The sequence below is a fragment of the Streptomyces pratensis genome, from assembly GCF_037137275.1.
Lineage (GTDB): Bacteria > Actinomycetota > Actinomycetes > Streptomycetales > Streptomycetaceae > Streptomyces > Streptomyces pratensis_B.
This window is the reverse complement of the sequence record NZ_JBBBEN010000092.1, coordinates 273,303-286,529: the sequence shown is the minus strand read 5'-3', so window position 1 is coordinate 286,529 and position 13,227 is coordinate 273,303. Positions and strand designations below refer to the sequence as shown.

Annotated in this window: 10 protein-coding genes; 8 read left to right on the top strand and 2 right to left on the bottom strand. The window is 72.3% G+C overall.

What is annotated here, in order from left to right:
- Positions 1-80 precede the first annotated feature (80 nt).
- The 6 genes from dxs (at position 81) to V9U70_RS18100 (ending at position 7,642) form a co-directional block, all read left to right on the top strand.
- Positions 81-1,994: a 1-deoxy-D-xylulose-5-phosphate synthase gene (gene dxs / locus V9U70_RS18125; protein WP_336676494.1), complete on the top strand. Its 1,914-nt coding sequence runs from the start codon at positions 81-83 to the stop codon at positions 1,992-1,994.
- Positions 1,995-2,177: 183 nt separating this feature from the next.
- On the top strand, positions 2,178-3,641 hold the full coding sequence (locus V9U70_RS18120) for an amino acid permease (RefSeq protein ID WP_336676492.1): 1,464 nt from the start codon (positions 2,178-2,180) through the stop codon (positions 3,639-3,641).
- A 151-nt stretch (positions 3,642-3,792) separates the two neighbouring features.
- Positions 3,793-4,197: a four-helix bundle copper-binding protein gene (locus V9U70_RS18115; protein ID WP_336676490.1), complete on the top strand. Its 405-nt coding sequence runs from the start codon at positions 3,793-3,795 to the stop codon at positions 4,195-4,197.
- A 100-nt stretch (positions 4,198-4,297) separates the two neighbouring features.
- Positions 4,298-4,828 carry a DUF421 domain-containing protein gene (locus tag V9U70_RS18110; protein WP_336676489.1) on the top strand — a complete coding sequence of 177 codons (531 nt, stop codon included), beginning with the start codon at positions 4,298-4,300 and terminating at the stop codon, positions 4,826-4,828.
- Positions 4,829-4,969: 141 nt separating this feature from the next.
- Entirely contained in the window at positions 4,970-6,202 is a 1,233-nt protein-coding gene (locus tag V9U70_RS18105; RefSeq protein ID WP_336676487.1) for a cation:proton antiporter domain-containing protein, read from the top strand.
- A gap of 162 nt (positions 6,203-6,364) precedes the next feature.
- Positions 6,365-7,642, top strand: coding sequence for a cation:proton antiporter (locus V9U70_RS18100; protein WP_336676486.1), 1,278 nt, complete (start codon positions 6,365-6,367; stop codon positions 7,640-7,642).
- A gap of 35 nt (positions 7,643-7,677) precedes the next feature.
- On the opposite strand, the gene V9U70_RS18095 is transcribed toward V9U70_RS18100, so the two are convergent.
- Complete coding sequence (locus tag V9U70_RS18095) at positions 7,678-8,757, bottom strand: PP2C family protein-serine/threonine phosphatase (RefSeq protein ID WP_336676485.1); 1,080 nt, start codon at positions 8,755-8,757, stop codon at positions 7,678-7,680.
- A 299-nt stretch (positions 8,758-9,056) separates the two neighbouring features.
- On the opposite strand from V9U70_RS18095, the gene galE reads away from it, so the two are divergent.
- Positions 9,057-10,043, top strand: coding sequence for a UDP-glucose 4-epimerase GalE (galE, locus tag V9U70_RS18090; RefSeq protein ID WP_336676484.1), 987 nt, complete (start codon positions 9,057-9,059; stop codon positions 10,041-10,043).
- A gap of 39 nt (positions 10,044-10,082) precedes the next feature.
- Here galE and V9U70_RS18085 read toward each other — a convergent pair whose 3' ends face one another.
- A complete protein-coding gene (locus V9U70_RS18085) occupies positions 10,083-11,171 on the bottom strand; it encodes an LCP family protein (protein WP_336676483.1) in 1,089 nt (362 codons plus the stop codon).
- Positions 11,172-11,571: 400 nt separating this feature from the next.
- Between V9U70_RS18085 and V9U70_RS18080 the strand changes: the two genes are divergently transcribed.
- Complete coding sequence (locus V9U70_RS18080) at positions 11,572-13,068, top strand: hypothetical protein (protein WP_336676482.1); 1,497 nt, start codon at positions 11,572-11,574, stop codon at positions 13,066-13,068.
- Positions 13,069-13,227: the final 159 nt, after the last annotated feature.

Sequence of the window (13,227 nt, the reverse complement as noted above, 5' to 3'; positions counted from 1 at the left end):
GCCCGTGCCCGCCGGCGCGGGCGGAACATTAGACTCATCGGATCGGCACGCTCGATCAGCTCAAACGCAAGGAGGCACGGGTGGATCTGCTGACCCGCATCAAGGGACCGCGCGACCTGGACCGGCTCAGCCTCGGTGAGCTGGAGCAGCTCGCGGAGGAGATCCGCACCTTCCTCGTGGACGCGGTGGCCAAGACCGGCGGGCACCTCGGCCCCAACCTGGGCGTCGTCGAACTCACCATCGCCCTGCACCGGGTCTTCGAGTCGCCCCGCGACAAGGTGCTCTGGGACACCGGCCACCAGAGCTACGTGCACAAGCTGCTCACCGGCCGCCAGGACTTCTCCCGGCTCAAGAGCAAGGGCGGCCTCTCCGGCTACCCCTCGCGCGCCGAGTCGGAGCACGACGTCATCGAGAACTCGCACGCCTCCGCCGTCCTCGGCTGGGCCGACGGCCTGGCCAAGGCGAACGAGGTCCTGGCCAAGGACGACCACGTCGTCGCGGTCATCGGCGACGGGGCGCTCACCGGCGGCATGGCCTGGGAGGCGCTGAACAACATCGCCGCCGCCAAGGACCGTCCGCTCGTCATCGTCGTCAACGACAACGAGCGCTCTTACGCCCCGACCATCGGCGGCCTGGCCAACCATCTCGCGACGCTCCGCACGACGGACGGCTACGAGCGGTTCCTGGCCCGCGGCAAGGACCTCCTGGAGCGCACGCCGGTCGTCGGCCGCCCGCTGTACGAGACCCTGCACGGCGCCAAGAAGGGCCTCAAGGACTTCATCGCCCCGCAGGGCATGTTCGAGGACCTCGGTCTGAAGTACGTCGGCCCGATCGACGGCCATGACATCGAGGCCCTGGAATCCGCCCTCCAGCGCGCCAAGCGCTTCGGCGGCCCGGTCATCGTGCACTGCCTCACAGAGAAGGGCCGCGGCTACACCCCGGCCCTCCAGGACGAGGCCGACCGCTTCCACGCGGTGGGCAAGATCCACCCGGACACCGGCCTGCCGATCTCCACCTCCGGTCTCGACTGGACCTCCGTCTTCGGGGAGGAGATGCTCAAGCTCGGCCACGAGCGCGAGGACATCGTCGCCATCACCGCGGCCATGCTCCAGCCGGTGGGCCTCGGCAAGTTCGAGGAGGCGTTCCCGGACCGGATCTACGACGTCGGCATCGCGGAGCAGCACGGCGCGGTCTCCGCGGCCGGCCTCGCCACCGGCGGCCTCCACCCGGTCTTCGCGGTCTACGCCACCTTCCTCAACCGCGCCTTCGACCAGGTCCTGATGGACGTCGCCCTGCACAAGTGCGGCGTCACCTTCGTCCTGGACCGGGCCGGCGTCACCGGAACCGACGGCGCGTCGCACAACGGCATGTGGGACATGTCGATCCTCCAGTGCGTGCCCACGCTCCGGATCGCCGCTCCGCGCGACGCCGACCAGGTCCGCGCCCAGCTGCGCGAGGCCGTGGACGTCGACGACGCCCCCACCGTGGTCCGCTTCTCCAAGGGCGCGGTCGGCCCGGCGGTCAAGGCGGTCGGCACGGTGGGCGGCATGGACGTCCTGCGCGAGCCGCAGGCGTCCCGCCCGGACGTCCTGCTGGTCTCGGTCGGCGCGCTCGCCCCGATGTGCCTGGAGATCGCCGACCTGCTGGACGCCCAGGGCATCTCCAGCACCGTCGTCGACCCCCGCTGGGTCAAGCCGGTCGACGAGGCCCTCGCGCCGCTCGCCGGGCAGCACCGCGTCGTCGTCACCGTGGAGGACAACAGCCGGGCCGGCGGTGTCGGCTCCGCCATCGCCCAGGCGCTGCGCGACGCGGGCGTCGACGTGCCGCTGCGGGACTTCGGCATCCCGCCGGTCTTCCTCGACCACGCCTCCCGGGGCGAGGTGATGGCCGAGATCGGACTGACCGCCCCGGACATCGCCCGGCAGGTCACCGGACTGGTCGCCAAGCTCGACGGCCGCTTCGAGAGCCGCGCGGTGGAGCCCGCCCGCGACTGACCCCCGCTGCGGCCGACGGGCCGGGAGAACCGCTCTGTACGGGTGGTTCTTCCGGCCCGTTAGTGGGAAACGGGCGGGACTGCGCGCCCCCGCGCCCGACGGGCCCGATCATGGCGTCCACGACGAGTGCGTGGAGGTACGCAGGTGAGCGCGCAGCAGGACCCACCGCCCCGCGGAAACGGAATGTTGCGGACCAAGACGGTCGAACAGTCGATCCGCGACACCGAGGAGCCGGAACACGCGCTCAGGAAGTCCCTCTCCGCGCTCGACCTGACGGTCTTCGGCGTCGGCGTCATCATCGGCACCGGCATCTTCGTCCTCACCGGAAAGGTCGCCAAGGAGACGGCAGGCCCCGCCACCGCCATCGCGTTCGTGGCCGCGGGAGTGGTGTGCGCCCTCGCCGCCCTCTGCTACGCCGAGTTCGCCTCCACCGTCCCGGTGGCCGGCTCCGCGTACACGTTCTCCTACGCCTCCCTGGGCGAGCTGGTGGCCTGGATCATCGGCTGGGACCTGGTGCTGGAGTTCGCGCTGGGCACGGCGGTGGTCGCGGTCGGCTGGTCCGGCTACGTCCGCTCCCTGACGGACAACGCCGACTGGACGATGCCCGAAGTGCTCTCCGGGCCCGACGCGGCGGCGGGATTCGGCTTCGACCTCCTGGCCTTCGCCCTGGTGCTCGCCCTGACCGTCGTCCTGGTCCTCGGCATGAAGCTCTCCGCCCGGGTCACCTCGGCAGTGGTCGCCGTCAAGGTCGGGGTGGTGCTCATCGTGATCATCGCGGGCCTGTTCTTCATCGAGGCGGAGAACTACTCGCCCTTCGTCCCCGAAGCCGAGAAGCAGCCCGCGGGCTCCGGCTGGGACGCCCCGCTGGTGCAGCTGCTCTTCGGCTACGAGCCCACGAACTTCGGCGTGATGGGCGTCTTCACCGCCGCCTCCGTCGTCTTCTTCGCCTTCATCGGCTTCGACGTGGTGGCCACGGCCGCGGAGGAGACGAGGCTCCCGCAGCGCGACATGCCGCGCGGCATCCTCGGCTCCCTCGTCATCTGCACGGTCCTCTACGTGGCGGTCTCGATCGTGGTCACCGGTATGCAGCACTACAGCGAACTCTCCGTCAGCGCCCCGCTCGCCGACGCCTTCAAGGCCACCGGGCACCCCTTCTACGCCGGGGTGATCAGCTTCGGCGCCGCGGTCGGCCTCACGACGGTCTGCATGATCCTGCTGCTCGGGCAGACCCGCGTCTTCTTCGCCATGAGCCGGGACGGCCTGCTCCCGCGCTTCTTCTCCAAAACGCACCCGCGCTTTCGCACCCCGTACCGCCCGACGGTCCTCCTCGGCGTGCTGATCGCGATCATCGCCGGGTTCACCAGCATCGACGAGCTGGCGACCCTGGTGAACATCGGCACGCTCTTCGCCTTCGTGGTGGTCGCGCTCGGTGTGATCGTCCTGCGCCGCACGCGCCCGGACCTGCCCCGCGCCTTCCGCACCCCGTGGGTGCCGCTGCTCCCCGTCGCCTCGGTGGCCGCCTCTCTCTGGCTGATGCTCAACCTGCCGGTGGAGACCTGGGTGCGGTTCGGCGTCTGGATGGCGCTCGGCGTGGTCGTCTACTTCGCGTACGGCCGCTCGCACAGCCGGATGGCCGAGCGGCGCTGACGCCCGCACGGCGCCGGGGCCGTACGGCGGGGACCCGGCCGCCCCTGGTTTGCTCCGCCGCACGGTGGTTACCCGTCGTCCTGCCGCACGTGGACCCCGGGCGACGGAGACAAGACACCCGCCGCCCGACGAGCAGAGAGAGGGCAAGAACATGACATCGGTCAAGGACATGCTGAGCACTCACCCCGCCCCGGGCGCGGTGGACGAGGAGGCCCTGGCCCGGTGCATCGAGGAGTGCGTCGCCTGCGCCCAGACCTGCACGGCCTGCGCCGACGCGTGTCTGTCCGAGGACATGGTCGCCGAGCTGGCCACATGCGTCCGCACCGACCTGGACTGCGCGGACCTCTGCAACGTCACCGCGGCCGTCCTCACCCGCCGTACCGGATTCGACCCCGACGTCACACGGGCGCTCCTGCGGGCCTGCGCCGCTGTCTGCCGGGCCTGCGCAAAGGAGTGCGAGAGCCACGCGGACCGGCACGAGCACTGCCGCATCTGCGCCGAGGCGTGCCGCCGGTGCGAGCAGGCGTGCGACGACCTGCTCGCGCTCCTGGGCTGAGCACTGCCCTGAGGGCGGGCGGGCCGCCCCTCCCCGCCGCGACCCGGCCCCGCACCCGCGGCGGCCGGACCGGCCTCCTCACCACCGGAACAGGCGGACGATGTTCTTCGATTCCTGGTACGACCTGCTGCGGGTCGCGGTCATGGCGGCGTGCGCCTACGCGGCGCTCATCGCGGTGGTCCGGCTCTCGGGCAAACGCACGCTGGCGAAGATGAACGCCTTCGACCTCGTGGTCACCGTGGCACTGGGCTCGACCCTGGCCACCATCCTGCTCAACAGGACCGTCTCCCTCGCCGAAGGCGTCCTCGCCATGGCCCTCCTGGTGGCCCTCCAGTGGTTCAACGCCAAGGCCGCGGTCGGCTCCCGTCGGTTCCGGCGGCTGATCAAGGCGGAGCCGACGCTCCTGTTGAGCGACGGCCGCATGGTGACCGGAGCGATGGCCCGGCAGCGGGTCACCGAGAGCGAGGTGCGCCAGGCGATCCGCTCCCAGGGCGGCGGCGCGGTCGAGGACGTCGCGGCGGTGGTGCTGGAGACCGACGGCACCTTCAGCGTCCTGAGCCGGTCCCGTGCCGGTTCGGGCAGTTCCCTGCGGGACGTCCGGCAGCCGGACCGGGAGCCTCCCGGCGCGTGAGGCGCGGACCCGGGGGGAAGACGCCCCCGCACCGGAACACCGCCGACCGGGGGGCGGGCCCGCCCGTGCGGGACCCGGAAGGCGCCCGCACCTTCGACCCACCCCGTGCCCGATGACCTCGGAGAGCAGGAGACAAGGCCCGTGCTGGACGTTCTGCTGGCCCTGACCGGAGCCCTGGCCCTGGTGGTGGCCGCGCTGTCCCGGCGCATCGAGCAGACGCCGGTGAGCACTCCCCTCCTCGCCCTGCTGGCCGGTGTCGCCTTCGGCCCCGTGGGGCTCGGCGCCATCGACCTGCCCACGGCCGTGGAAGGTCACAGCGGACTGCACGAGGCGAGTCGCGTCCTTCTGTCCGTGTCGGTGATGGCCGTGGCCCTGCGCTACCGGTTCGATGTGGTACGCAGGTGCGCCCGGCCCGTGGTCCTCCTCCTGACGGTCGTCATGGCAGGGATGGCGCTGGTCACCACGGCCGTGTCGGCGCTCACGCTCGGCGTGGGGCTGGGCGCGGCGGCCCTCCTGGGCGCGGCCCTGTGCCCCACCGACCCGGTGCTGGCCTCCAGCGTCGTCACCGGCGATCCCGCCGAGAAGACGGTCGCCGCCCGCACCCGGCAGCTCCTCTCCCTGGAGTCGGGGGCCAACGACGGCCTGGCCCTGCCCCTGGTGCTTGTCGCGGTCGCGATCGCGGGGCCGTTGAGCGGCGGCGACGCGCTGCTGGAGTCCCTGTGGCAGGTCGCGGGCGCGGTCCTCTTCGGGGCCGGGGCCGGCCTCCTGGGGGGCCGGGCCCTGCGCACCGCGGAGCAGCACCGCACCCTGGAGTCGGGGCCGCTGCTCCTCTACACCCTGCTGCTGGCCCTGATGGTGCTCGGCACGTCCGGGCTCCTGCACGTCGACGGCGTCCTGGCCGTCTTCGTCGCCGGGCTGGCCTTCAACGCGACCAGCTCGATCGGCGAGCGCACCGACGAGAACAAGATCGACGAGGCCGTCAACCGCTTCGCCGTCCTGCCGCTGTTCACCGCCCTCGGCGCCATGATCCCCTGGGAGGAGTGGGGCGAACTGGGGTGGGGCCCCGGCCTGGCGCTGGTCCTGGGCGTCCTGGCGCTGCGCCGCCTGCCCGTCGTGCTCGCCCTGAAGCGCCCGCTGTCCCTGAGGTGGAGGGACGCGCTCTTCCTGGGCTGGTTCGGCCCCATCGGCGTCTCGGCCCTGTTCTACCTGACCATGGAGGCCCACCGGCTCGGCCCCGACCCGCGGGTGCTGGCTGCCGGGACGCTGGTCGTCGTGGCCAGCACCGTGGCGCACGGCGTCACCACCACACCGGGACTGGCCGCCTACCGGAAGGCGCGCGGCCAGGCGAGCGGCGCCCGCGGCGAGACGGGCTGACGCGGCCTGGCAGGAGGCTGCCCCGCCCGCGCGGCAGCGGAGGGATTCCGCGGTGAGCGGCTCCTCAGCGGGTACGCGTACCGGGTCCGGACGGCCGGGCCGCGGGGCCGGCCGGTGCGATGCCGGCGTCTCACGACGCGGTCACAGTGGGGAGCATGCCAGGTGGTACTCGTCGTCGTCTTCGGAGTGGCCCTGCTGGTGGCCGTTCTGCTGTCCGGGCTGGCCGCCCGGTCGGTGCTCTCCACCTCGCTGCTGTTCCTGCTGGGCGGAGCCATCGTCAGCGACGGCTTCCTCGGGCTGATCCACATCACACCGGACAGCCCCATCGTCAGGGTCACCGCCGACCTGGCTCTCTTCGCGGTGCTGTTCACCGACGGCATGCACGTCTCCTTCCCCTCCCTGCGTCGGGCCTGGCGCAACCCGGCCCGCGCGCTCGGCGTCGGCATGCCGCTGGCCTTCCTCGGCGTCACGGTGCTGACCCACTTCCTCGTCGGCCTCGACTGGACGACCTCGATGCTGATCGGCGCGGTCCTGGCCCCCACCGACCCGGTCTTCGCCTCCGCCATCGTGAGCCGCAGGGAGGTGCCCGCCCGGCTCCGGCAGCTGCTCAACATCGAAAGCGGCGTCAACGACGGTCTCGCGCTGCCGTTCGTCCTCGTCCTCATCGCCGCGGCCGCGCCGGCGGGCCACGCGGAGGACGCCGACCTCACCTCGATCGGCCTCGAACTCGTCCTCGGAGTGGCCTTCGGGGTGGCCCTGCCCTGGCTGGTGCACCGGCTGGTCCGGTTCCGGCTTCTGGGAGCGGAGCCCCGGCTCCAGCCCCTGCTGCCGCTGGCCGTCGGGATCATCCTGTACGCGGCCTGCCACCTCACCCACGCCAACCCGTACCTGGCCGCCTTCTGCGCGGGTGCGACGATCGCCGCGCTGGCGCCGCAGGCCAGGGAGAACTTCGACGCGCTGGGTTCGGCCCTGGCCGAGCTGGCCAAGTTCGCGGCCCTGCTGGTCTTCGGCGCGCTGCTCACCCCGCAGCTCTTCGGCGATCTGTCGATCGGCGGCTACGCGGTGGCGGTCCTGTCCATCCTCCTCATCCGCCCGGCCTCGCTGCTGCTGTCCCTGATGGGCACCGACTTCGACCGGAAGGAGAAGTTGACGGCTGCCTGGTTCGGCCCCAAGGGGTTCGCCTCCGTGGTCTACGGGCTGCTGGTCCTCCAGGCCGGCATCCCGCAGGGGAACGAGGCGTTCACGCTGATCGCCGTCACCATCGCCTTCTCGATCGTCGCGCACAGCAGCACCGACGTTCCGATCGCCCGGATCTTCGACGTCGAGGAGCTCATCGGCCTGCCTGCCGACGGCGAGGGCCCGCGCCGCCGGCAGCAGGGGTCCCGCGCACGCGAGGACGAGGGCGAGAGCGGCAGCAAGGGCGCCGGGCGGCCCGACTGAGGACGGGACGAACCCGGGCAGGGGCCGCCGCCCGTTCACCGGGTGGGAGGCCGGTCGTCCCCGCGGCAGCGCAGCAGGAGCATGGCCGCGTCGTCGTGCGGCGGCAGCTCGGCGTGGTGCAGCAGATCCTCGCGCAGCGCCCGCAGGGCACGGTACGGGTCGGGGTCCTGGAGCAGCCGCGCGCGGGCGGCGAGCGGGTAGAAGGCGCCGCCCTCGTCACGGGTCTCTGTGACGCCGTCGGTGTAGAGGAGCAGCTGGTCGCCCGGGGCGAAGCCGATACGGTAGGGCTTGGCCCCTCCGGGGCCGTGGACCCCCAGCCCCAGGGGCAGCGCGTAGGACTCCGGTTCCGGGAACTCGACGGTTCCGTCCCGGCGCACCGCCATGGGGGCGGGGTGGCCGAAGCTGAGGATGACCGCCTCGCCGTCGGACCCGACCTCGGCCAGGACGGCGGTGACGAACTTCTCCCCGTCCACCTCGCGCGCCACGCTCCTCTCCAGACGCTCCCCCAGGCGCACCAGGTCGGGCTCGTCATGGGCCGCTTCCCGGAAGGCGCCGAGGACCACTGCGGCGGTCTCCACGGCGGCCAGCCCCTTGCCCTGGACGTCGCCCACGATGACCCGGACGCCGTAGGGCGAGGCGACCACCTCGTAGAGGTCCCCGCCGATGCGGGCCTCGGCGACGGCGGAGGTGTAGGAGACGGCGACGTCCAGCGGACCGACGGTGCGCGGCACCGGGCGCAGCAGCACGCGCTGGGCCACCTCTGCGATCGACCGCACGCTGGCCAGTTCGGCCTCCCGGCGCGACCTCATCACCGAGGCCGCCAGCCCCACGCCGGTGACGCCCGCCACCGACGCGAGGGCGGTGAACCCGCGGCGGCCGTCGAAGAGGCCGTCGTACAGGCCGAGTCCGACGCAGAGCACGAGGGCCGCCGCGCCGACCAGAGCGGTACGCCGCGGCCCGCCGACCAGACTGGCGAACGCCGGCCCCAGGGAGACCAACGGCAGGAAGCCCACTTCGGGGCCCGCGACGAGGTCCACGGCTGTCACCACGGCCATCACCGCGAGCGGCATCCAGTACAGGACGCCCGATTCGGACCTCGTGTCGTTCATGGTCATCCCGTCCTCCGGCGGCGTCCTGATGGGCGGGAGCGGCCGTCCTCCGTGGCACACCGGCGCCCCTCCCGCTTCAGACTATGCAGGGCCGCCGCTGACGAAGCCGCCGCACCGTCCCGCTTTACCCGATCGAGGCCGAGCGGGTGCAAAGAGCCGTGGCCGCCCTTCTCCGTGCGGACGCTCGCGGTCGGCGGCGGCGGCCCGGCCCGGCGATCGGGCCGCCGCGCCGCGGAGGTCGACGACGGCCCCGACGCCGCGGCCGACCCGGCCGTGTCCTGCCGGGCACCCCTTAATATGACCCTATGACTTGGCTGATCACGGGTGGTGCGGGTTTCATCGGGGCGCATGTCGTCAAGGCGATGCTCGACGCCGGCGAACGTGTAGTGGTGTACGACGACTTGTCGACGGGGAACCCGGCCCGGGTGCCCGAAGGGGTGCCGTTCGTCAAGGGATCGACCCTCGACCGCGGCCAGCTCGACCGGACGCTGTCGGAGTTCGGCGTCGACGGGGTCGTCCACCTCGCCGCCAAGAAGCAGGTGGCCGAGTCCGTCGCTCTCCCGCTCCACTACTACCGGGAGAACGTGCACGGCCTCCAGACCCTTCTGGAAGCCGTCACGGCGGCGGGGGCCCGGCGGTTCCTCTTCTCCTCCTCCGCGGCCGTCTACGGCCTCCCCGATGTGGACCTCGTCACCGAGGCGACGCCGTGCGCGCCGATCAACCCGTACGGTGAGACGAAGCTCGCCGGTGAGTGGATGGTGCGCGCTGCGGGCGCGGCGCACGGCATGGCGACCGCCTCGCTGCGCTACTTCAACGTCGCGGGCGCGGCGAGCCCGCAGCTCGCCGACACGGGCGTCTTCAACCTGATTCCCATGGTCTTCGAGAAGCTCACAGAGGGCGGGGCCCCGCTGATCTTCGGGGACGACTACGCCACCGCGGACGGCACCTGCGTCCGCGACTTCATCCATGTCGAGGATCTCGCCTCCGCACATCTGGCGGTGGCGGGCGTGCTCGGCGACCGCGGCGACGGCAGCGACCTCACGGTCAACATCGGCCGGGGCGAAGGCGTCTCCGTGCGCGAGATGATCGCTCTGATCGGCGACGTCGCCGGATACGGTCCCGACGCAGAGGCGGCCGTGGTCGCCCGCCGCCCCGGGGACCCGGCACGGGTGGTCGCCTCTGCCGACCGCATGCGCGAGGAGCTGGGCTGGACGGCGCGGCACGAGGTGCGCGAGATGGTGGCCTCGGCCTGGGAGGGCTGGTGCTTCTCCCACCCCGAGGCCCGTCGCTGAGCACGGTCGCGCCGCGTCGGTCGTTCCGGTGAGACGGTGTCAGCCGCCCGTGGCCGGGGACTTCTTGGCCGACTCCGGGATCGCGGAGTCCGTGCGGATCGCCTCCCACAGCCGGCCGGCCTGCGGTTCGGCGGCCACCACGCGGTTCCTGTCCTGCTCGTCGTACGCCACCGGAAGCATGATCGTCTCCATCGAGCCCGGGTCGACGCCGTTCATCGAGCGGGCGAACTCCGCGAGCGACGTCAGAGAGGCGAGCCCGGAGTCGGTGGTCAGGGACTTGGTGGCCGAGTTCGCGATCTTGAAGGAACTCGCCGGACTGCCCAGCAGGTCCTGCGACTTGACCTCGCTGAGCAGGGCCATCATGAACTGCTGCTGCAACCCGATGCGGCCGAGGTCGCTCCCGTCCCCGATGCCCTCCCGGGTCCGGACGTAGGCCAGGGACTCGGTGCCGTTGAGCTTGTGCGGACCGGCGGTGAGGTTCAGGCCGGACGACGTGTCGTGGATGTCCTGAGGAACGTCCACGGTGACCCCGCCGATGGCGTCGACCAGGTCCTTGAACCCGGCGAAGTTGATCTCCAGGTAGTGGTCGATCCGGACGCCGGACATCTTCTCGACGGTCTTGACGACGCAGGCGGGGCCGGCTGCCGCGTACACCGAGTTGAACATCACGCGGTCGGCCTCGGAGAGTTCGGAACCGTCGGGCCGGGAGCACACGGGACGGGTCACCAGCGTGTCGCGGGGGATGGACACCGCGACGGCCTTCGTGCGGCCCTCGGGGATGTGCACCACCATCGCCGTGTCGGAGCGGGCGCCGCTGACGGCGCCGCCGCCGCCGAGCTCCTTGTTCTCGGCGCCCGCCCGTGAGTCGGAGCCGAGCACCAGAAGGTTCTGCCCGGCCGTGGGGAGCTTCTCCGGGCGGTCGTCGCCGAGCGCCTCGTCGATGTCGACGCCCTTGATGTTCCCGTCCAGCTGACTGTAGAGCCAGTAGACGGTCCCGCCCCCGGCCAGCACCAGGGCGAGCAGGGTGAAGAGGATTGCGCGCCGGACGCGCTGTCCGCGGGTGCGCGTCCTGGGAGCCCTGCGGCTCTTGGGCTTGCGGCGGGAAGGCAGGTCGGAGTCGTCAGACATACACACAGCTCGTCATCGTCTGGGCCCCTGGGTCAGTGGGGTAACCACTGAGGCGTGTCGGGCCCTCCGTGGGGATCGGCTGCCGAAAGCCGCAGGAGGGCGGTGGTACGCGGCTCTCTCACCGCGGCTTCGGCGCTGGGCGGCACGGCTGCGGGAGGGCGTCCTTTGATCGAGCTTGCTCGGATCAATCGGATGCTGGAGCACTATAGACAGATTTCCTGACCGGAAGGGAGAGCGCATATCTTCTTGGGAGCCGGGACGCATCTGAACACCCGGTTCCGCTTCAGAGGGGATCGTCGGGCGCATGGCACGCAGAGGGGGACGCCGGGGCGGGCGGGAGGGCGGAGCGCCGCACGGACCGGGAGCGTCGTCGGCCGTCCGTCCGGAAAGCGTGGCGGTCGTGGTGGCCACACCGGGGGACGCGATCGCGCCGCTGGCAGAGGAGGAGTCCGGCTCCACCGTCTTCGTCGTGTGCGCGCAGCCGGGCACGGCCGACGAGCGCGCCGCGCTCGACCGGGCCGTGGCGGACGGCGCGCGCAGGGGCGTCCGGGTTCCCGAGGACCCCTGGGTACTCGACGCCGAGGTGGGGAAGATCACAGCGCTCGTGCTCGACGCCCTGCGTGAACTGCGACCCCTGCGGGTGCGGACGCTGGACCCCGACCCGGCGCACGTCGCGTTCGACGCCGAGGCCAAGCGTCCGGTGATCGCGGAACCGTCGCTGCGCGGCAGTGTGGCGCGGGCCACGATCACCGCGGCGCGCAGGTACCAGCGCGAACGCGGAACGCCGCTGTTCGTCGACTGCCGCAGGGCGGGGGCGGACCCGCGGCTGGGCGCGCAGGCCTGCGTGCGTCACCCCCGGCCGACCCGGTGGCTGGTCAGAGGCACGGACGGCAGGCTCTCGGCGTATCTGCCGTCCGCGGGGGGCGTGCTGCGCTGGACCGAGCGGACGGCGGGGCGCGACGACTGGTCGGGCCCGGACCTGCTGGAGGGCCCCGACCTCCTTCCCGGCCTGTCCGTCGTCCAGGACGCCGACGGATACGTGCACCTGATCGGCCTGCGGCGGGCCAAGCGCGCCGACGGCAAGGAGCACGTCGACGTGGTGCACGCGACGCAGTACCAGAGCGGCCGCCCTCTCGGCCCGTGGCACTCGGCGGGCAACCCGAACGCCAACGACCGCGCCAAGGCGCGGGAGGTGGGGTTCCCGACGGCGGTCTTCGACGCCGGCGGCAACCTCCACGTCTTCGCGCGCAACTTCGGGCACGGCGTCAGCACCCGTCGGCAGACGCCGGACGGCAAGTGGGGCGCGTGGCAGCATCTGCGGGGCGCGGCCGTGGCCGACGAGCTGGTCGCGGTCCCGGGCAGGCTCGGCGGCGCCGAGGTCTGGGCCAGGACGAGGGACGCGGCGTCGGCCGTCCGCTGGCACCAGGAAGCGCCCCAGGGGGCGTGGACCCTGGACGCGGAGCCGGTGGTGAGCCCCTACCCCGGCAGCCTGTCGGCGGCTCCGGAGGCGGGCGCGGTCCGCTTCCGGTACGCGGCCACCAACGAGGTGTGCGTCGGCGTGCCGGGAGGCGGCCCGGTGGGGCTCCAGGGAGCGGACGGCGCGGGCCCGATCGCCGGGGTGGCCGGGGTGGACATCCAGGGCTGGGGCTGCACGGTGCTGGCCCGATGGGGGCACGCGGGCGCGTGCGCCGTGGGGGCCCACGAGGACGGTCGGCCGGAGGGCGGCGTCTGGTGGTTCGACGTGGGGGAGACCTCGCTGGCGCCGCCGGCGGTGGCGGTGGACGGCCGCGGCAGGGCGGTCATCGCGCTCCTGGGGGCCGACGGCCGGCTCAGGGTCGCACGTCAGGAGTCCGGAGTGAACGGACTGGCTTTCGGCGTGTGGCTCACCGTCGGGTGACGTACCGGACGTAACAGTTCAAAAGTTGATCTTGTCTGTCTGGTTACAACCATTGACAGTTTTCGTTTGTCTTTGAACTTGCTAGGGTCTCGCCCTGAAACTTATATGGACAGCAGGTGAAATTCCTGTGTCCACGATGTGGATGCCCCCTTGATCGCG

Excerpts from the sequence above, each read along its gene's own strand:
- V9U70_RS18120 (WP_336676492.1), top strand. The coding sequence starts at position 2,178 with ATGTTGCGGACCAAGACGGTCGAACAGTCGATCCGCGACACCGAGGAG.
- V9U70_RS18115 (WP_336676490.1), top strand. The coding sequence starts at position 3,793 with ATGACATCGGTCAAGGACATGCTGAGCACTCACCCCGCCCCGGGCGCG.
- V9U70_RS18110 (WP_336676489.1), top strand. The coding sequence starts at position 4,298 with ATGTTCTTCGATTCCTGGTACGACCTGCTGCGGGTCGCGGTCATGGCG.
- V9U70_RS18095 (WP_336676485.1), bottom strand. The coding sequence starts at position 8,757 with ATGACCATGAACGACACGAGGTCCGAATCGGGCGTCCTGTACTGGATG.
- galE (WP_336676484.1), top strand. The coding sequence starts at position 9,057 with ATGACTTGGCTGATCACGGGTGGTGCGGGTTTCATCGGGGCGCATGTC.
- V9U70_RS18085 (WP_336676483.1), bottom strand. The coding sequence starts at position 11,171 with ATGTCTGACGACTCCGACCTGCCTTCCCGCCGCAAGCCCAAGAGCCGC.